The sequence below is a fragment of the Microbulbifer sp. HZ11 genome (assembly GCF_000708675.1).
Classification (GTDB): Bacteria; Pseudomonadota; Gammaproteobacteria; order Pseudomonadales; family Cellvibrionaceae; genus Microbulbifer.
Genome location: NZ_JELR01000001.1, coordinates 1,740,686 through 1,760,635 on the forward strand (window position 1 = coordinate 1,740,686; position 19,950 = coordinate 1,760,635).

16 protein-coding genes are annotated in these 19,950 nt (G+C 57.2%); 7 read left to right on the forward strand and 9 right to left on the reverse strand.

Annotation, left to right across the window (positions count from 1 at the left end; genetic code table 11):
* Positions 1 to 20 precede the first annotated feature (20 nt).
* Both aspS and AU11_RS07470 read right to left on the reverse strand, forming a co-directional pair.
* On the reverse strand, positions 21 to 1,799 hold the full coding sequence (gene aspS / locus AU11_RS07465) for an aspartate--tRNA ligase (RefSeq protein ID WP_043317608.1): 1,779 nt from the start codon (positions 1,797 to 1,799) through the stop codon (positions 21 to 23).
* Between the two features lie 47 nt (positions 1,800 to 1,846).
* The gene (locus AU11_RS07470; RefSeq protein ID WP_043317610.1) at positions 1,847 to 2,104 is read right to left on the reverse strand and encodes an FmdB family zinc ribbon protein; all 258 of its coding nucleotides are present in this window, start codon (positions 2,102 to 2,104) and stop codon (positions 1,847 to 1,849) included.
* A gap of 302 nt (positions 2,105 to 2,406) precedes the next feature.
* Between AU11_RS07470 and AU11_RS07475 the strand changes: the two genes are divergently transcribed.
* The 4 genes from AU11_RS07475 (at position 2,407) to AU11_RS07490 (ending at position 6,375) form a co-directional block, all read left to right on the forward strand.
* Positions 2,407 to 2,832 carry an HU family DNA-binding protein gene (locus AU11_RS07475; RefSeq protein ID WP_043317612.1) on the forward strand — a complete coding sequence of 142 codons (426 nt, stop codon included), beginning with the start codon at positions 2,407 to 2,409 and terminating at the stop codon, positions 2,830 to 2,832.
* 169 nt (positions 2,833 to 3,001) lie between these two features.
* A complete protein-coding gene (locus AU11_RS07480; protein WP_043317614.1) occupies positions 3,002 to 4,732 on the forward strand; it encodes a proline--tRNA ligase in 1,731 nt (576 codons plus the stop codon).
* Positions 4,729 to 5,289, forward strand: a complete 561-nt coding sequence (locus AU11_RS07485; protein ID WP_043317615.1) for a transglycosylase SLT domain-containing protein — start codon at positions 4,729 to 4,731, stop codon at positions 5,287 to 5,289. The genes AU11_RS07480 and AU11_RS07485 overlap by 4 nt, the downstream gene beginning before the upstream one ends.
* A gap of 48 nt (positions 5,290 to 5,337) precedes the next feature.
* Positions 5,338 to 6,375, forward strand: coding sequence for an AraC family transcriptional regulator (locus tag AU11_RS07490; protein WP_043317617.1), 1,038 nt, complete (start codon positions 5,338 to 5,340; stop codon positions 6,373 to 6,375).
* A gap of 316 nt (positions 6,376 to 6,691) precedes the next feature.
* Here the strand turns inward: AU11_RS07490 and AU11_RS07495 are convergent, their stop codons facing one another.
* A complete protein-coding gene (locus AU11_RS07495; RefSeq protein WP_043317619.1) occupies positions 6,692 to 6,997 on the reverse strand; it encodes a cytochrome c5 family protein in 306 nt (101 codons plus the stop codon).
* Between the two features lie 263 nt (positions 6,998 to 7,260).
* Between AU11_RS07495 and AU11_RS07500 the strand changes: the two genes are divergently transcribed.
* Entirely contained in the window at positions 7,261 to 8,157 is an 897-nt protein-coding gene (locus tag AU11_RS07500) for a peptidyl-prolyl cis-trans isomerase (RefSeq protein ID WP_043317621.1), read from the forward strand.
* A 2-nt stretch (positions 8,158 to 8,159) separates the two neighbouring features.
* Positions 8,160 to 9,173 (forward strand): HupE/UreJ family protein, encoded by a 1,014-nt coding sequence (locus AU11_RS07505; protein WP_051687023.1) that lies wholly within the window; start codon positions 8,160 to 8,162, stop codon positions 9,171 to 9,173.
* 43 nt (positions 9,174 to 9,216) lie between these two features.
* Here AU11_RS07505 and AU11_RS07510 read toward each other — a convergent pair whose 3' ends face one another.
* From AU11_RS07510 to AU11_RS07535, 6 genes are all read right to left on the reverse strand, one after another.
* A complete protein-coding gene (locus AU11_RS07510) occupies positions 9,217 to 9,693 on the reverse strand; it encodes an Lrp/AsnC family transcriptional regulator (RefSeq protein WP_043317624.1) in 477 nt (158 codons plus the stop codon).
* 99 nt (positions 9,694 to 9,792) lie between these two features.
* On the reverse strand, positions 9,793 to 10,986 hold the full coding sequence (locus AU11_RS07515; protein WP_043317626.1) for a pyridoxal phosphate-dependent aminotransferase: 1,194 nt from the start codon (positions 10,984 to 10,986) through the stop codon (positions 9,793 to 9,795).
* Positions 10,987 to 11,182: 196 nt separating this feature from the next.
* Complete coding sequence (locus tag AU11_RS07520; RefSeq protein WP_156035175.1) at positions 11,183 to 13,384, reverse strand: autotransporter outer membrane beta-barrel domain-containing protein; 2,202 nt, start codon at positions 13,382 to 13,384, stop codon at positions 11,183 to 11,185.
* An 81-nt stretch (positions 13,385 to 13,465) separates the two neighbouring features.
* Positions 13,466 to 13,978, reverse strand: coding sequence for a DUF2878 domain-containing protein (locus AU11_RS07525; protein ID WP_043317631.1), 513 nt, complete (start codon positions 13,976 to 13,978; stop codon positions 13,466 to 13,468).
* Positions 13,979 to 14,070: 92 nt separating this feature from the next.
* Positions 14,071 to 15,558: a deoxyribodipyrimidine photo-lyase gene (gene phrB / locus AU11_RS07530; protein WP_043317633.1), complete on the reverse strand. Its 1,488-nt coding sequence runs from the start codon at positions 15,556 to 15,558 to the stop codon at positions 14,071 to 14,073.
* Positions 15,559 to 15,582: 24 nt separating this feature from the next.
* Positions 15,583 to 16,641, reverse strand: a complete 1,059-nt coding sequence (locus tag AU11_RS07535) for a DUF523 and DUF1722 domain-containing protein (protein WP_043317634.1) — start codon at positions 16,639 to 16,641, stop codon at positions 15,583 to 15,585.
* A 227-nt stretch (positions 16,642 to 16,868) separates the two neighbouring features.
* Here AU11_RS07535 and AU11_RS07540 point away from each other — a divergent pair, with 227 nt between their 5' ends.
* The gene (locus AU11_RS07540; RefSeq protein WP_043317637.1) at positions 16,869 to 19,946 is read left to right on the forward strand and encodes an FAD-binding and (Fe-S)-binding domain-containing protein; all 3,078 of its coding nucleotides are present in this window, start codon (positions 16,869 to 16,871) and stop codon (positions 19,944 to 19,946) included.
* Positions 19,947 to 19,950: the final 4 nt, after the last annotated feature.

Here is a 19,950-nt window from a genome sequence, read left to right on the forward strand (position 1 = left end):
CGATGAAGAAAACTTAGCCTTTAACCTACCTGCTCTTCTTTCTGGCGCAGGCGGATGCTCAGCTCGCGCAGCTGCTTGGCGTCAACCGCTCCCGGAGCGTCAGTCATCACACAGGCGGCGCTCTGGGTTTTCGGGAAGGCGATGACGTCGCGGATGGAGTCGCTGTCGGTCATCAGCATCACCAGACGGTCGAGACCGAAGGCCAGGCCGCCGTGGGGCGGAGCACCGTACTTCAGTGCGTCCAGCAGGAAGCCGAACTTTTCGCGCTGCTCTTCGGCGTCGATGCCGAGAGCGCGGAATACGGTCTGTTGCATATCCTGGTTGTGGATACGGATGGAGCCACCGCCCAGCTCGGTGCCGTTTAGCACCATGTCGTAGGCGCGGGACAGAGCTTCCAGCGGGTTCTTTTCCAGCTCCTCTGCGGAACAGGAGGGCGCGGTGAACGGGTGGTGCAGCGCGGTAACACTGCCGTCGTCGTTCTCTTCAAACATCGGGAAGTCCACAACCCACAGGGGTGCCCACTCGGACACGTACAGATTCAGGTCTTCACCCAGCTTGCAGCGCAGTGCGCCGAGAGCTTCGGAAACCACCTTGGCCTTGTCGGAGCCGAAGAAGATCAGGTCGCCATTCTCTGCCTGTACACGGTCGAGGATCGCCGCGCGCACGTCGTTGGGCAGGAACTTGACGATCGGGGACTGCAGGCCACCTTCCAGGTCAGACTTATCATTGACCTTGATGTAGGCCAGGCCCTTGGCGCCGTAGATAGACACGTACTTGGTGTAGTCGTCGATCTGCTTGCGGGTCAGCATGTCGTTGCCACCGGGCAGTTTCAGCGCGGTCACACGGCCTTTCGGATCGTTGGCCGGGCCGGAGAACACCTTGAAGTCCACTTGTGTCATCAGATCCTTGATGTCCACCAGCTCCAGCGGGATGCGCAGATCCGGCTTGTCAGAACCGAATTTCGCCATCGCCTCACTGAACGGCATGCGTGGGAACTCGCCCAACTCGACGCCTTTCAGCTCTTTGAACAGCTTGCGAATCATGTTCTCGGTGATGGACATGATGGCGTTTTCATCGAGGAATGCGGTCTCGATGTCGATCTGGGTAAATTCCGGCTGACGGTCTGCGCGCAGGTCTTCGTCGCGGAAGCACTTGGCGATCTGGTAGTAGCGATCGAAGCCGGACACCATCAGCAGCTGCTTGAACAGCTGCGGGGACTGCGGCAGCGCGAAAAACTTGCCGGCATGAGTGCGGCTCGGCACCAGATAATCACGGGCGCCTTCCGGAGTTGCACGGGTCAGGATCGGGGTTTCGATATCCAAGAAACCTTCACCGTCCAGATAGTTACGGATGGCGTTGGTGATTTGGGAGCGGAAACGCAGGTTGCGCTGCATTTCATTGCGGCGCAGATCCAGGTAGCGGTACTTCAGGCGCACGTCTTCGCCCACCGCAGTGTGCTCATCCAGCTGGAACGGCGGGGTTTCCGCGCTATTGAGGATCTCCAACTGCAGGCCGTAAACCTCGATTTCACCGGTCTGCATGTTCGGATTGACCGCTTCCGGGGCGCGAGCGCGCACACGGCCGGTCACCTTCAGGACGTATTCACTGCGCACGCGGTCGGCGAGTTCAAAGTGCTCTGCGGCGTCAGGATCGAAGACCACCTGGGCGATGCCGTCGCGATCGCGCAGGTCGATAAAGATCACCCCACCGTGATCACGGCGGCGGTCTACCCAGCCACACAGAGTTACTTCGCGGTCAATATCGGCGGATCGCAGGGCGCCACAGTAGTCGGTGCGCATGGAGTCTTATTCCCTTAGTAGTATCGTCTTTGTTCAGCTTTTGCAGCTTAGCTGGCTTTGGCTTCCGAGCCACCGGATTTGCCGGAGGGCTTGGCAGCATCGCCGGCGAGATTTTTCTTGCTGCCGGTTTTGAAGTCGGTTTCGTACCAACCCCCACCCTTGAGGCGGAACCCGGCGGCACTGATTTTCTTGCTCAATTCCGCCTTGTTGCACGCGGGGCAGTCGGTCAGCGGAGCGTCGCTCATACGCTGCAGGGCTTCCATCTGGTGCCCACAGGCCTTGCATTGGTATTCATATATAGGCATGGCTAATACCCGGAATATAAAGGGGCGCAGATTATACATGAGCACTTGCGACGGAAGAAGGAGCCTGTTCACTGAAGCAACCCGGTGCTCGCGGTGCCCCCAGAGCCTGAGGTTTCCGGGCCATTTTTCGGCCAAAACCCTAAAAAAAAGCACTTTTTTTCTGTTTTAACCCCGTGCGCGCGGAAAAAAACTGGATATACTTCAGCTCAGTACTTGGGTATGCCGCGGCGGCGCCGCTGGACAAACCTTGATGTACACCCACTTTCACTGGAAAAAACACTTACATAAGGAAGGAAGCTAACATGGCCGCAAAGAAGAAAGCAGCTAAGAAAGCACCCGCCAAGAAGACTGCAGCCAAAAAGGCTCCAGCCAAGAAAGCAGCAGCCAAGGCCGCTCCGGCCAAGAAAGTGACTGCAATCAAAGAGAAATACACCAAAACCCAGATCCTGAACCAGATCGCCGAGAAGACCGAACTGTCTCGCAAGCAGGTTCAGTCTGTTCTGGACGAGCTGACCGATGTGATCGAAGGTCACGTTAAGAAGCGCGGCGTGGGCGAATTCGCACTGCCGGGCCTGCTGAAAATCACCACCGTGAAGAAGCCGGCCAAGAAAGCGCGCAAAGGCATCAACCCCTTCACCGGCGAAGAGACCATGTTCAAGGCCAAGCCTGCGAGCATTCAGGTTAAGATCCGCCCGCTGAAGAAGCTGAAGGAAATGGCTGAGTCCTGATTCTCGCCCCTTCTGCCACGAAAACCCCGCTTTTGCGGGGTTTTCTGTTTATAAGCTCCTGTTTATCCCCTATATAAAGCCACTGCCGGCAGCTCCTCTACCAAAACGGGCCCTCGGCAGCGTAAAATGACCGCCCTAAAAATTTCCTGGACAGAATTAAGAAAGCACTATGCGCGCATCCCGCTACCTGATTGCCACCCAGAAAGAAACCCCTAATGACGCAGTGGTCATCAGCCATCAGCTGATGCTGCGCGCGGGCATGATCCGCCGCCTGTCTTCCGGGCTCTACACCTGGCTGCCTACCGGCCTGCGCGTACTGCGCAAGGTGGAGCGCATTGTGCGCGAAGAGATGAACAATGCCGGCGCACTGGAAGTGCTTATGCCGGTGGTACAGCCCGCCGAGCTGTGGGACGAATCCGGCCGCTGGCAGCAATACGGTCCCGAGCTGCTGCGAATTCAGGATCGTCACGACAATGCCTTCTGCCTGGGCCCCACCCACGAGGAAGTGATCACCGATCTGATTCGCACCGAGGTCAACAGCTACAAGCAGCTGCCGGCAAATTTCTACCAGATCCAGACCAAATTCCGCGATGAGATCCGCCCCCGCTTCGGTGTCATGCGCGCGCGCGAGTTCACCATGAAGGACGCCTACTCATTCCATCTGGGCGCTGATTCCCTGCAGGAAACCTACGATGTGATGCACGATGCCTACTGCCGCATCTTCGATCGCATCGGCCTCGACTACCGCCCGGTACTGGCGGATACCGGATCTATCGGCGGTTCGCACTCCCACGAATTCCACGTGCTGGCCCAGAGCGGCGAGGACGATATCGCCTTCTCTACCGAGAGTCGTTACGCCGCAAACGTAGAACTGGCGGAAGCGGTCGCTCCGACAGGCGAGCGCCCCGCCCCATCCAAAGAAATGGCCGAGCTGCACACCCCCGGCCAGAAGACCATTGCTGCTCTTGAAGAGACTTTCGGCATCGCCGCAAACACTTCGGTGAAAACCCTGATCGTGCTGGGCGAGACCGAAGAAGAGGGCGAGACCGCACCACTGGTGGCGCTCGTACTGCGTGGCGATCACGACCTGAACGAACTGAAGGCGGAAAAACTGGCGGGGGTTGCCAGCCCGCTGCAGTTTGCGCCGGAAGCGCGTATTGCCGAAGAACTGGGCTGTGGTATCGGCTCCCTCGGCCCGGTCGGTATGAAAATCGATGTGATCGTGGATCGCGCCGCGGCGCACCTTGCGGACTTCGTGTGCGGCGCCAACAAAGACGACTACCACCTCACCGGTGTGAACTGGGAGCGGGACGTGGCCATCACTCGCGTCGAGGACCTGCGCAATGTGGTTCCGGGTGATGCCAGCCCCGATGGCCAGGGCACCCTGGAAATCAAGCGCGGCATCGAGGTCGGCCACATCTTCCAGCTTGGCACCAAGTACAGCGAAGCGATGAACGCGACAGTGCTGGACGAGAATGGCAAAGAACAGGTCATGACCATGGGCTGCTATGGTATCGGCGTATCCCGCGTGGTGGCGGCGGCCATCGAGCAAAATCACGACGATGCAGGCATTATCTGGCCTGAGGCCATCGCCCCTTTCCAACTGGCTATTGTGCCGATCAACATGCAGAAAAGTGCGGCGGTGCAGCAGAAATGTGAGCATATCTACGAGGCACTGACCGCCAGGGGCATCGACGTGTTACTGATGGATGAGCCCAAGGCACGCCTGGGTGCCATGCTCGCGGACGTGGAGCTGCTGGGCATCCCGCATCGTATAGTGGTGGGCGACCGCGGCCTTGAAAAAGGCAATATTGAATATAAAGGCCGACGGGATTCCGAAAACCAGGAATTTTCCGCGGATCAGATTCTGGACATCCTGCTCGAGAAAATCCCACATTGATCCGGGCAGCCATCACCTCCGTCCTGCTGGCAATACTCAGCAACCCGGTATCCGCTCAGGCCATTGAAGCGGATCCGCAGCTATTGTTGGCTCTGAAGGACGCTGTCACCGAGGCGGACTCCTTTGTGGACCGCTTCGATGCAGAAGTGTGGTTGATGGCGAAGTCCCAGCCGCTGGCGCGCTACATCAAAGACCCGGAAGAGCGCCTGTACGTGCTCAAGGCGATTCACCGGGAAGCGACCCGCGCGGGATTACAGCCGGAAATCGTACTGGCAGTGATACAGATCGAAAGTGCCTTTGACCCTTATGCGGTCTCCCGTGTAGGGGCCCAAGGCATGATGCAGGTTATGCCCTTCTGGAAAAACGAGATCGGTCGTCCGGAAGACAACCTCATCGATATGGAAACCAATCTCCGTTACGGCTGCACCATCCTCAAGCACTACATCAAAAAGGCCAAGGGCAATATGCCCAATGCGCTGGCCTACTACAACGGCAGCTACGGCCGCCACACATACAGCCGCAAGGTGCTGGATGCGTGGGTAGAGCGCTGGCGCTGATTGCCCGTATTTCCGGGCAACAGCAATTTTCCCAGGGGTAGCCAAACCATGGATTACAGCTTTTTTACCGGCGCAGCCTGTGGATTACTTTTACTCGCCGCAACCAGAATTGCGCTGGGCCCCAAGCGCAAAGACAGCCGGTGGTTGATCGTTCTACTGGCGGGGGTGTTTATCTACTTATTACGCCCCTTATTACAGGACCAGGATTCGCTGCTGGATCTCCTGATCGACTTTCCCACGATCCTGATACCCGGTGCTTTCTGGCTGTTCTGTCACCAATTGTGTAATGATCAGGCGCCTTTCCCTCGCTGGGGCTGGTGGCTCATAGGCGGTGAAATTGCTGTCGACTTTGCCAGCCAATTGCACCTGCACCCTTTTTTCTATCTATTGGCCCAACCTTTCAAGGTAGGAATCATCGGCGCGGGACTGGCAACACTACTGCGACAATTTCAGTCGGACCTGGTCGCCGAGCGTCGCCAATTGCGCGTCAGCCTGTTCATCGCCATCGGTGGGTATATGGTGGTTGTCGTATGCGCGGAGTTTCTATTTACCTTCCTGCCGACACCTAGCGGTGTTCCGACACTGCATGCCATTACCGCCAGCCTGCTGGCCTTTGGCGCCTGTTTTTGGCTGTTGGCACTTTCGCCGAATGCACTGGAAGACTCACTCCCCCAGTGTACCCGGGAGGAACCTCCAGCAAATCCGGAACAGACGAGCCCGCCACCATTAGGTGCGACACAAAGCGCGCTGTTGTCACAACTTCAGCAACATATGGCGACGGGAGGTTACCGGCATACTGGATTGACGATTCGGGAACTGGCGGCGCAATTGGACGCAAAAGAACACGTGCTGCGAGCACTGATCAACAAGCACTTGGGGTTTCGCAATTTCAATGAGTATTTGAACCAGTACCGCATCGACGAGGCCAGCCGTCGGCTCGCCGACCCGGATGAGGCCCACCTGCCGGTGCTGAGTATCGCTCTGGATATCGGCTATGGGTCCGTCAGCCCGTTCAATGCGGCATTCAAACGCCGGCACGATAAAACGCCCACAGAATATCGCCGCGAGCAGTTGCCATCACACTAATAATTGACCGCCTGCGGCGGCACAAGTCGAAAAACAGACATTTGTAAAATGAACTGACGCCCCAGTTCGAGCAATTAGACGTCATAATTTTTTACATGGAGCAAGCCAAATTACGCCTCGTGAACCAAACTAGATCTTGCAGGACCTGCTCTGCAGGCAATTAGCCCAGTCACCACCTCGCTTGTAGTTCAGGCTCCTGCAAACCTTTTCCCACCAAACCGTCTCCCGCCGACCGGCCTCTTCCGACCAAACACCACCCAAAGCTATTGCGCGGCGATTTCACACACCGATCCAGTCCGCCCTAGCCGGCCTATGCCTACTGCTTGGGAGCCGACATAAATTTGATCAGCGCCTTGTATTCCTCATCGCTGCAGTCCGGGCACATACCTCCGGGCGGCATGGCTCCGAGCCCGTTTTTCACAGAGTTCAGCAGCGTATCCATCCCTTTATCCAGGCGCGGCTTCCAGGCCTCCACATCGTGCACTTTGGGCGCGTTGGCGACCCCGGTATCGTGGCAGATATGGCAACTTTTCTGGTACCGCTCAGTGACCGCATCAGCCACCGAAGCGCCACTTGCGAGCATACCGGTCAGTCCGAGCGCGAACATGATTACTGATTTCATATAGCCACCTTTCTGTTTCTCAGTTTTGTCCCGTCACAAAATTCACCGCTCAGTGTAGTTTCACATTGCCGCGGATTACTACACTTCTTGCTCACATCAACACCCGCGCCCTTCGCAGCGCGACTATATTGCCTGTCGGGCTTGCCCGCTTCTCGCAATACAGGTCGAACACAGGATCATGAACTACCCTGAGTGGGGTGAGAACATTTTCTCATGTGCTTTACCTGTCCCCAGCAATAACACCCATAAGCCGGAGCTCGCAGATGAAGCTGCATTGGATCAAAGATCCCAGTGTTCAGTTTGCCCTGATCGGGGCCCTTCTATTTGGTATCCACAGCCTCTTTCAGGATAGACAATCCGCCAGTTCCGGCGACATCGTCATCTCCGAGTCACGGATCCAGCATATTTCTGCCATTTTTGCCCGAGGTTGGCAGCGACCACCCAGTGCGCAGGAGCTGCAGGGACTGATCGACGACTATATTCGGGAAGAAGTGCTTTACCGTGAAGCCCTGAATATGGGCCTCGACCAGGGAGATGCGGTAATTCGCCGGCGCCTGCGAACAAAAATGGAGTTTCTGGCCAAAGATCTGGTCGATGCTATTGACCCTCCGGACTCGCTGCTAGAGCAGTACCACCAAACACACCTGGACCGCTACACCCATCCAGCCCGTTACACTTTCGAGCAGATATTCCTCGACAGCAATAAACGCAAAGAAGTAGCTGAGGATGCGCGCATCGTGCTAACCCGCCTGACCGCAGGCAGAGATCCCCGCAAGCAGGGCGATCATTCATTGCTGCAACACCGATTTGATTCGGTTACACCGGCACGTATCGACCGGGTTTTTGGCAGCGATTTTTCCCAGCAACTGGTTGACCTCCCCCTCAACGAGTGGACTGGCCCACTGACCTCCTCCTACGGCGAGCACCTGGTACGCATTCGCCACCTGGATCCGCAGCAGCAGCCAGAGTTTGGCGAGGTCCGCGCAGAGGTCCTGCGCGACTGGCAGGAACAGGAGCGTCGCAAGGTACTGCAGACCCAATACGAGACCCTGCGTAGCAAATACAGAATCTCGGTCGCTGAACTCTCCCCCGAGAGCAACGTCAAAACGGAAAGTGTCGAACCGGGCGATAGCCCGCGGCTATCCGGGGAGGCCGAGTAACCGTGAGATTCATCCTCCTGCTCATTACCCTGTGTCTCTCGTCGTTTGCACACACCCACGAGCTACGCCCGGCATCTCTTTCCCTGGAAGAGAGCGCGCCGGGGGAATTTGAGGTAATCTGGCGGGTACCGGCAAAAGGCGACCTGCGACTCTCACTGGATATAGGGTTTGACCAGCAGACACGCGCTTTGACCATGCCCACGGGGCTGTTCGCAGGTGGATATTATGTGGAACGCTGGAAAACCAGCCACCCGGACGCTTTCCTGGGTAGCCGCATCGTCATAAAAGGTCTGGAAAATACCCTGACCGATACACTGGTAACGGTGCGATGGCTCGACGGGCGGGAGCAGATAACCCGTCTGTTGCCGGATCAACCGCAGATGCGGGTAGAAAACAAAGCGGGCAAAAAGGAGATTGCCAACATGTACTTTGTTTTGGGGGTTGAGCATATTCTTTTGGGTATCGACCACCTGCTGTTTGTACTGGCACTGATGGTGCTGGTAAGCGGCGTGCGCCAGCTGATGATCACCATCACCGCATTCACCCTCGCACACAGCATCACCCTGGCTGCAGCGGTACTGGGAGCAGTTAAATTGCCACAGGGACCGGTGGAGGCGGTGATCGCACTGAGCATCGTATTTGTCGCCGTCGAGATACTGCACAAGCTGGAAGGCCGCACCACCTTGGCCATCCGCAAACCCTGGCTGGTGGCTTTCGGCTTTGGCCTTCTGCACGGTTTCGGTTTTGCCGGCGCATTGTCGGATATCGGCGTCCCTGCGCACGAAGTCCCGCTTTCTCTTGCGGTGTTCAATTTGGGGGTCGAGGCCGGTCAACTGGCGTTTATTACCGCGGTCAGTCTGGTGATGCTGACACTCAGGAAGCTTCCCGGTGTGCACCGTTGGGAACTGCGTACCGGCCACACCGCAACAATGGCCAGCGCGCTACCTGTGGCCTACCTGGTGGGCGGCGTGGCCGCACTGTGGCTGGTAGACAGAACAATTGCCCTGGTTGTCTGAGGAGCTGCACCCTGGGCAGCGACGCAGGGCGGGAGCGTTTCGCCTAATCCTGAAACAACAGTTCCAGCGGATAACCGTTAAACGGCTTGGTCTTTTCAATGACCAGGTGCGAGGTCATTCGGGTAATCGCCGCATCTTCGTCCGCCAGTAACTGTTCGGAGACACGATTGAAATCGCCCGCATCCGGGCATACAAAGCGCAGCATATAGTCAAATTCCCCGGACATTTTCACACAGGAAACAATCTGCTCTATTTTGTTGATAGCGCGCCGGAAGCTTTCGCTGGTACGCGCGTCCTGCCGTTTCAGCGCCACATTGACGTAGAACTCGGCGTGACGCACTTTGTCCAGGTTTACTTCCGCCTGGTATTCGCGGATAAACTTCTCGCTGGTCAACTTTTTCACCCGCGCCAGGCAGGCACTTTCCGACAGACCAATCTGATCCGCCAGATTCAGGTTACTAATACGCGCATTTGTCTGCAGAACTTCCAGAATTTTCAGGTTGTGGCGATCTATTTTCACGGCTAATTTTTATCGACTGAATGGTTTAACAGGGTCATTTTTAAAACAGCATAACGGGAAACCCGCCGCGCGGGAACACGCAACCTTTCTGATCTATCACTAACCCGCCTTCAGGCAGCCGCCCACTACAAACCGCTCGATCCGGTCCAGCGCACGGGTCAGCTCCACCTCATCAGCCGCCAGAGTCAAACGCACATGGTTGATGGCACTGGGACCAAAAGGTTTTCCTGGCAATACCGAAACCCGTTCCGCGTCCAGCAAAGCGCTGGCAAATGCTTCCCCATCATCCGCAACAGCGGATACATCCACCATCACAAACATACCCGCTTCCGGGGAGTAACAGTTGAGCCCCGGAATTTTTCCGATACGTTCGACGATCAGGTCTCGGCGCTTTTCATAGGCATCGCGCATTTGTTTTACGAAATAGGTATCAAATTCAAGGGCGAAGGCCGCAGCTTCCTGAATAAACTGAGGTACGCCGAAAATCGTGGCACCGGCGTATTCGATCAGGCGTTCGACGAGCTCTCCCTGAGCCACGGCCCAGCCAAGTCGCCAGCCGCTCATGGCATGGGATTTGGACAGTCCATCAATCACGATCACATTGTCGAGATGTTCAGCCGCGGTACGCAGCGAGGTATGGCGGCGGGCGAAAGTGATCATCGAATACATTTCATCGGAGATAAGCCAGATGTCACGCGCGCGACAATACGCCGCCAGCTCACGCAATTGCTCCGGGGTCGCCATCGCGCCGGTGGGGTTCACCGGCGTATTGATCATCACCACACGGGTATCGTCGGAAATTGCCTGCTTGATTGATTCAACATCAAATGCAAATCCCTGGTCCGCGGGGCAGGACACTTTCCTGACCTCCAGCTGCAGGGCGTCGGCAATAGGCACATAGCCAATGTACATGGGCTCGGGAATGACAATCTGCTCACCGGGATTGAGCAGGCAGGAAAGCACCGCATAAATCGCGTTGGTGCCGCCGGGAAAGACCACCACGTCATTGGGATTGCAGGGGTGAGGACTGACTTTGCTCTCGATATCCGCAATGGCACGGCGCAACATCAGCTCACCAGCCGCCGGTGAATAGTGGGTACGCCCTACGCCCAGACGGGCTCGGGCAAAGTCCAGAATGGGCTCCGGTGTATCAAAGTTCGGATCCCCCACACACAGAAAGATGACATCTTCGCCTTTGTCGGCCAGGGCATGGGCACGGTCACTCACCGCCCATACATCGGCATCCGCGGAGTGAAGGGCCTGGCTCTGATTACTGAATCGCGGGGTGTACATCGTCGGGTCCATGATTGGTGGTTGTTATGGGTAGGAGCCTTTGCACGAGCCCGGAATACACCAGACGTGCGCAAGCTCCCTATATCCATAAGGTAACAACCGGTGGAGCAATCCATCGGGCTTACACCCTGATGATTTCGCAGTAGACCGATTATTTAGCACCCTTCGCCGCAGAAAATTCGGCGACAGTCACGGCTCAGAACCGGTAATTGAGGCTTAACCCGCCCACCGCATCGTCCGGGCGAACCAGCACATCTGCCGCCACCCTCAACTTCTCGTTAATGCTCACGCCCACCATGGCCCCGACACCGTTCTGGAATATCCCTTCATTCTTACTGCGATAAGACGGCAGACGCGCCCAATTGAGGTAGATGGAATTCACCCCGATTCCAAGGTCCTGGTAGTCGTCACCGTCGGTGTGCTCGAGCCAGACCTCCCCAAACCACTGATGCTCTCGATCCTCGGGGCTATTGTAAAAGAACCCCGCTTTGCAGCGCCGATAGTCCCGATCCTGCCCGCGAACCCACAACCCTAGCGGATCAAGTGGCTGCCCCCAGGCACCAGCGTAGGTATAACGATCCGCGGTTCTCTCGTGGAAGCCCTCCACATCAATTCGGGTCCACTCGATCGCCGCAAAAGGTCCCATCCGGCTGCTTAGATTGGGGGTCGCGTCATAGCCACCACGCAGGAACGCGCTGTACCCGTCGCCATCGGTGCTGCCATCGAGGCGATGAGTAAAGTGACTGCCAAGCCGAATGGTACGCTGGACATCATCGTACTGAATGTTCGAGTAGGTCGCGGCCCCATCGACAAACCAGAAATCATCGTCCCAACGGGCGAAGGCACTGAGATTGAAATTACGCGCCTTGAAAAATATATCCGTAGGCTCGTATTCACTGCCCCCGTAGGACATTCCGAGCCCCCACTCCAAGTGCTCAAAGCCCGCGAAGCTCATTCCCAGAAAACCATCCCAGGCCGGATACTCATCGTTGATTGCTGGTGCCACACCCAGTTCGGTATGCCCGACACTGGCACCAAAAAACACCGTGGTATAAGGGTCGTGGTAACGCTGAGAAATCAGGTGATGATCAATGTTAATACGGTGCTGACGAGTGTTTTCATACGCCAGGTCAGGCAGCACCCCAAAGTTCACTGCGGCGGTGAGGGTTTCGTAGTAGTAATCCCCCAGTAATTGCTGGCCCGCCAGTGTGGGGTGAATACTGTCGTAAAAAATCAGCATATCCGCATCGGGGTTGGTGCCATTGGCCCCGTAGACCGGGTGTGGATTGGCACAACCGGTGTAGCAGGTTGCACGCTGATTGATCGCGGCAAAGCCGAATGCAGCCGGATCGTCAACCGCCAACTCGAGAATCCCTTCCATATCCAGCAAGAGAATATTGCCGATGTCATTGACCTGGCGGCGCAACTGGTTGTTGAAATACTCGGTACCCATATTGGCGTAACGAACCGCCGCAGGGCCCTGTGCATAGACAGCCGGCGTGTTACCGATCCGCGGCGCGTTTGTCATGGCGATATATCTGGCACCGGCGTAACGTAACTCCCGGCCTGCGGCGGAAAGAAATCCGGCAGCCCGCGCCATTGAGTCGCGGGAGATACTGCCATTGCGCACACCATCGAGGATGTTGTTTCCACCCCCATTGAGGAAAAAGAGATCTTTCGAGCGAACGGTATTCTGTGGCAGGTAGCCCTGCCCCGTAGCGAAGGGCACGCCGGTCAAAGTGATATTGTTGTTCGGATCATCCACTAAGGCCTGCAACGCAGCCGGGTCATTGAAAGCGCTGGTGGCGGCGATAACCTCCGCTTCACTCAGGTAAGGGCTTTCCCCCATCAACGGATCGCACACCCCATCGGCACCGCAACGGGTGGAATCCGGCAATATCGTGCTCAGTGTATTGTGGTCGGCCACGGTGGTATCCGGGAACAATTGACGGAAACGCTGGGGGCCAACCAGATCCAGCAATACATCCGCTGTGCGATTGCCACCGACCGCCCAATTGGGGCCGTTAGCCAGCACCGACTGGGTGATCTGCTGCAGCTGTTGCTCGAGCGAGCCCGCGGCGGGGGCACAGGGAATAGCGCCGCCAAAGGCAGGCCCGAGGCCATAACAGGAATTGAGTTTCGCAAGCCCCAGACGATCGGCGAGGAAAGAGACCGCAGGCTGGCGAGGGTAGAGACCGTCGGGGTCGTCAGAAGTAAAGACTCCGGCATTACCGTTATCAGATAGGCTATCACCAAAGACTATCAGAGAGCCGTAGAGCGGCTCTTCCGTCAAGGCGGCGGGCGCGTAAAAACTCCCCATCAGTGCCAGCGCGATCGCCGTTGGTAGCCGCGCCACCTTTCCGCATAGACCCTGACGTTTTTCCGTATCTCGCAACACTGGGCTCTCCTTGCCTTGGCAAAATTCCGTGGCAAGTATAGGTCAGTTGCGGCGACTGGATTTTTCCACCGAAGGAATCAATCAGACCTCATTCCGGACAGGCTCCATCGTCCTCATCAACGTGAGCATTATCCGGCTGACACAAGCAGCAAACAGCCCCCAGACGAGGGAAATAACGAGCAGGCATTGCCAGGTGGGGAGCCCCCAGTTCGCGGGGCCGAAATAAATACTGTTGGCGTAAAAAGCCGGTGCCAGCAACAGACCTGCCAATACACACCAGAGAGGAGCTCCCACCAGCCAGGCAAGTGAGTGCCGAACCGTGATCGACAACATCGCCCAGATACAGATGGACCACGCCGGTGGCAGGTTGGAGCCGTAATCCAGAACGCCACTGGCCATAAAGGCCCATTCAACCCCAAACCCGCAAAATATAAACCCGAGGACCACAAAAATGTCCTGAATGTCACGCCACATCAAAAAGTGCAGCATCAGCACCAGAAACAATGCGATCAAGGCCATGGCATTGCCATACAGTAACGCTGTCCACCACCCGATGACGAACAGGGCAAAATTGACCAGTTTTTTATAATGCATTGGGCGACTCATTTATCAGAAGGATTCTGTACCGCGAGCGCAATTTCCCCGGAATACATCCGTAGGGATACAAGAAATAAATCAGAGGATCGCTATTTCTTCAAGTTTGCAAAGGCTTCAATTGCAGTTTTGCGGGATTCAGTCACATCACATATGGGTGCAGGGTAATCGTGGTCAGCGAAGAGGTCCCGGGGGGGGCAGTGCACATCGCGATCGCTCAATTCTGCGAGTTCAGGAACGTATTTACGAATGAATGCGCCATCTGGATCGTAGCGCCTGGACTGGCTGTAAGGATTGAAAACTCGGAAATAGGGGGCGGCGTCGGTGCCGGTTGACGCCGCCCACTGCCAACCACCGTTATTGGCCGCAAAATCCGCATCCACAAGCATCTGCATGAAGTAACGCTCTCCCTTGCGCCAATCGGTCAGCAGGTTTTTCGTAAGGAATGAGGCAACAATCATCCGCAGCCGGTTGTGCATCCAGCCAGTCTGATTCAACTGTCGCATGGCGGCATCCACGATTGGAACGCCGGTTTTACCCTTACACCAGGCCGAAAAGTTCTTTTCCCGGTTCGCCCAGGGTACGGACTCGGTTTCGGGCTTGAAAGGTTTGTTCCGACACACTCTCGGGTAATTCACCACAAGGTGCTGGTAAAACTCCCGCCACAGCAATTCGCTTAGCCAGGTCGTGGCACCTTCACTACCTCCGGCCCAACGGCCACCATTGGCTTGCGTCGCCATCTGCACACACTGACGAATGGAAACAGCGCCGCAATTGAGATAGGGCGAAAGGCGCGAGGTATTTTTCCTCGCCGGAAAGTCACGCCAGCGGTGGTAGTCATCAATGATTTCTGCAAATGACGCCAGTGCCTTGGCGCCGGCCACCTCTCCCGTGGGCCAGTCAAGTACGTGGCTATCGCCGCCGGGCGCCACACCGTAGTCACCTACGGTTTCGGGGATGCGCCGCACCAGATTGCTGTCGCCATCGACGGCTATCCACTCAGGCCACTGCTCTGCATGTGCACTGCTACGCGATCGGGGGGCGGGCACAGACGCAAAGGCATCCCCACTGTTGTCATGGGCGGCAATAAATGCACGTTTGAACGGGGTAAACACCTTATAGCCATCCCCCTCCCCTGTGGTAATACTGCCCGGGGGAACCAGCGTGCGATCGGTCAAAAGCTCCACCGATACCTGACACTTTTTCAGCTGCGCGCGGACGTTCTGGTCTCGTTTCAGCTCATTCACCGGGTACTCAGCATTGCCGAACAGTGCATCGACCTTCAATTTTTCAACAATCTGAACCAGAGCTGCTGGCACCTCGGAGAAACCCGCCACTTCGATAAAATACAGGGGTATATTTTTTCTCTCGAGCGCCGCTTGTAATCGAGCAAGACTACGCAGACGTAGCGCAATCACATTGTCGCCATCCCCGTGCGCCCGCCAGGTATCCGGGCAGGCGATAAAAATGCCGGCGACACACTCACAGTTTTTCGCCGCACGATACAGCGCGGTATTATCTTTCACCCGTAAATCGTTGCGAAACCACACCAGACCTCGCTGATACGTTTTTTCAGCCATGCAATCTGCTCAAGGTCAAATCGATCAATGGAAATCACAAAGACCGAGCTCGGCGGGCTCGGCGGCAAGTAATACCTGATTGTGAATAAAACTGTGGGGACTCCGCGGCAGAAAATGACGAAGCAGTGTGAGCACCGCCGATAACGGCTTGCGCCCCAACCGATACTCTTCGATCAGCTCGCTGAGCTCGGCTTTTTCGTCTTTGCCCAAAAACTCGCGCAGGTGCCCGGCGCTGTGCATAAGCGCATTGGTGCGATCTTTCCGAGAAGCGGGGCGTGCGAGAATATCCATGATGCGCCCGCGTACCTCAAACGCCAGTTCATCCACGGCCATGGATTTGGCATTTGCCAGCAACCGCCCCAATGCGCGGGTTTTATCCTGATGGTGTGCCAGCAGCAGGTACTTGTAAGCGGTGTAAAATTCAATGATCCGGGCAAGCTGGGATGCAGGCTTTGCCGGGGTGGCGCCCCCGGGCTCTGCCGTCTGCGACGTTGCAGGTTCACTTTGCACTTCCTCTTCCGCCTCTAGCTGGACGTAGCGGAACCAGGCATCGTAGGCAAAGACCCGTGTGAGAAAATTCTCTCTTAACTCGCTGTTGTTCAGTCGGCCGACTTCCTCCATGGGAAGATGAGGGAACTGCTGTTGTAACCGGCGAGCAAAAACCCCAACCCCCTCACTGTCGATACCATGACCATTGTCGAGATACCGACGCACTCCACGCAGACCACAACTGGGGGAGTTCTGCATAAAGATGTAGCCGCGGATTTTTGCCAGTTGTGGCACGACGGAATCCGCATACTCCCGCAAGAGCTCGGTCACATCCACATCCGGATCTTCCACCCCAACCACACGCACCGCATCTACTGGGGCGCTTGCGTGCTCCACCAGCAGGTGTATCGGTTTGCGCGGCACTCCCATGCCGATCGCCACTTCAGGGCATAGGGGCAGATAGTCAAAACACTGACCGAGCAGTTCGGTGCACACCTTGCTGTGCTTGTGACCGCCGTTGAATCGTACCGGGTCGCCCATGGCGCACTGGCTGATACCAATGGGGATTTTTCGACTCTGTCGCTGTATTTTCATCAGATCTCTGGCCCGGGTCACATTGCTCTTTCTCTCTAAGTCTACTCTACGACCCGAAAGGTTTTCTGGATGACTGGGAGAGCGGCCACAGGGAAATACCGCAGCACTACCGCAATAATCCGACGCGAACCGGCAAATTTTCCGGTAATTGTTGCGCAGCTCGCCACCGCCGCTAAAATGCGGGTCCTTCTTATATATACCAGTCCTACCAAATCCCGGGGCCCGCAATGATTCCAGCACTGCGCGAAATCAACGATGTACAGGCGCTCTACCTGCAGTTCCTGAAAGCACTCAGACAGGGGGGCTTTCACGGCGATGCGAGCCCCAGCTACGCCAGCCGCACGGTGCTTTCCACGGACAACTCTATCTACCAGGTGCTGCCCCAGGCGGTGGTGTACCCGCGGGACATTCACGATCTGCAACTGCTGATGGAACTGGCGGACCGGGAAGAGTTCCACAAGGTGGTGCTCTCCCCCCGCGGCGGCGGTACCGGCACCAATGGCCAGTCCCTGACCGACGGAATCGTAGTGGACATTTCCCGGCACATGAACCGGATTCTCGAGATCAATGCCGAGGAGGGCTGGGTGCGGGTGCAGACCGGTGTCGTCAAAGACCAGCTGAACGCCGCGCTGAAACCCTACGGCCTGTTTTTTGCCCCGGAACTATCCACCAGTAACCGCGCCACCATCGGCGGCATGATTAACACTGACGCCTCGGGCCAGGGCTCCTGCCTGTATGGCAAAACCCGCGACCACGTGCTGGAGCTGACGACGGTACTGATGGGAGGCGAACTCTGGCACTCCTTGGCCATCGATGATGAAGAACTGGCGGAAATCACGACCGGCGACAGCCGTGTCGGCAGGGTGCACCAGGCGGTGGACCGCGTCGAACGCGACAAGCGCGATCTGATTGAGGCCAAATTCCCCAAGCTGAACCGCTGCCTGACGGGCTACGATCTGGCGCATATCCGGGATCGCGAGAACGGCAAGGATGGGCGATTCAACCTCAACAATATACTTTGTGGTTCCGAGGGCACCCTCGGCTTTATTGCCGAGGCAAAACTCAACCTGCTCAAGATTCCCAAGTGTGCGGCACTGGTCAACCTGAACTACGACCACTTCCAGGATGCCCTCAAGGACGCCACCGATCTGATGAAGGCCGGCCCTACCTCCATCGAAACGGTAGACAGCAAGGTATTGCAGCTGGCCATGGGCGACATCGTGTGGGAGAGCGTGAGCGAATTTTTTCCCCAGGATGACCGGCCGGTGCAGGGCATCAACCTGGTGGAATACACGGCGGACTCCGAAGAGGAGCTCGACGCCGCACTGAATAGGTTTACCGCCCACGTAGACAGCCTGATCGGCCAGCCCGGTAAGAGCTTTGCTTACACCATCGCCCGCGGACACGCCCAGGTAAACAAAATCTGGGGTATGCGCAAGCGCGCCGTGGGGCTGCTGGGCAACGCCAAGGGCGAGCAGCGTCCGATCCCGTTTGTGGAAGACTGCGCGGTGCCACCAGAAAACCTCGCCGACTTTATCGCCGAGTTCCGCGCAGCACTTGACGAAGCCGGTTTTGCGTACGGCATGTTCGGCCATGTGGATGCCGGCGTACTGCACGTGCGCCCCGCCATCGATATGAAAGACCCGGAACAGGCCAAACAGGTACGCATCATCACCGAGAAAGTGGTGGGCCTGGCGCAGAAGTACAACGGCCTGCTGTGGGGCGAGCACGGCAAGGGCGTGCGCTCGGAGTTTGCGCCGGAGTTCTTCGGCGAGCTGTATCCGGAACTGCAAAAGATCAAGGCTGCCTTCGACCCCCGCAACCAGCTGAATCCGGGCAAGATCGCCACCCCCAGCGCTGCCTCAGGACTGCTCAAGATTGATGAGGTACCCACCCGCGGTGAGCACGACCGCCAGATCCCGGCACAGGTTTGGGAAGGCTATTCCGAGGGAGTTTACTGCAATGGCAACGGCGCCTGCTTCAACTGGAACCCGGACGATGCTATGTGCCCCTCCTATAAAGGCACCCGCAATCGCATCCATTCGCCCAAGGGCCGCGCCTCCCTGATCCGCGAATGGCTGCGCCTGCTGGCGGACCGCGCCGTAGACCCCGAAGCCGTCGCCCGCAAAAATCGCGAACAGTCATTCCTGATCGGCCTGCCCGGGCGCATCAAGAATTCACTGGCCCGCGCCCGTGGTGAATATGACTTCAGTCACGAGGTGAACGACTCCATGCAGGCCTGCCTCGCATGCAAATCCTGCGCCGGCCAGTGCCCGATCAAGGTGGATGTACCCACCTTCCGCGCCAAGTTCCTAGAACTCTACTACAGCCGCTACCTGCGCCCTCTGAAAGACTACTTTGTGGGCGGCCTCGAGTTTGTCATGCCACACCTGGCGCGGGTGCCATTACTCTACAATCTGCCTCTGAAACTGAAACCCGTGCGCTGGCTGATGGAGCGCGGTCTGGGCCTGGTAGATTCCCCCAGTATCTCCGCCACTCGCCTCGACAAGGTGATGCGCGAGCTGGGCGTTCCCTACGCCACGCGCGAAAGCCTGCGGGCCTTGGGGCCGGCCCAGCGGGCCAAATCTGTGGTGATCGTACAGGACGCCTTTACCAGCTATTTTGACGCAGATGTGGTGGCCGATACGCTGCGCCTGCTCAAACTGCTGGACTTCAACCCACTGGTTGCGCCATTTCACGCCAACGGCAAACCCCTGCATGTCCACGGCTTCCTACGCCAGTTTGCGCAGACTGCTGCCAGTAACAGCGCCATGCTCAACAGCCTGGCGGAAAGCGGCGTGCCCCTGGTCGGGATAGACCCATCCATGACCATGACTTACCGGGGGGAATACCAGAAGCTGCTGGGAGAAAAGGCACCGCAGGTACTCCTGTTACAGGAGTGGTTATCCCGACACACCGAGCATCTCGCCGGCAATAGAAACCGATTACAGGCCGGCAGTTTTACCCTGCTGCCCCACTGTACCGAGCAATCCAACGCCGCGGCTTCTACCCGCCAGTGGCAGCAGGTGTTCCGCGCTCTGGGGATGGAGCTTACCAGTCAGGCAGCTGGCTGCTGCGGTATGGCAGGCACCTACGGACACGAAATGGCCAACCGTGAGACCTCCCGGACCATCTTCCAGCAGTCCTGGGCGCCAAAGCTGAGTGGCGACACCAGCACAACCCTGGCCACCGGCTACTCCTGTCGCTGCCAGAGCAAGCGCTTTGCGGACACAAATTTGCGCCATCCGTTGCAGGCTCTACTGGCACAAATCCAAGATTCAGGGTTTACTGTCAGTAATCACTAACTTG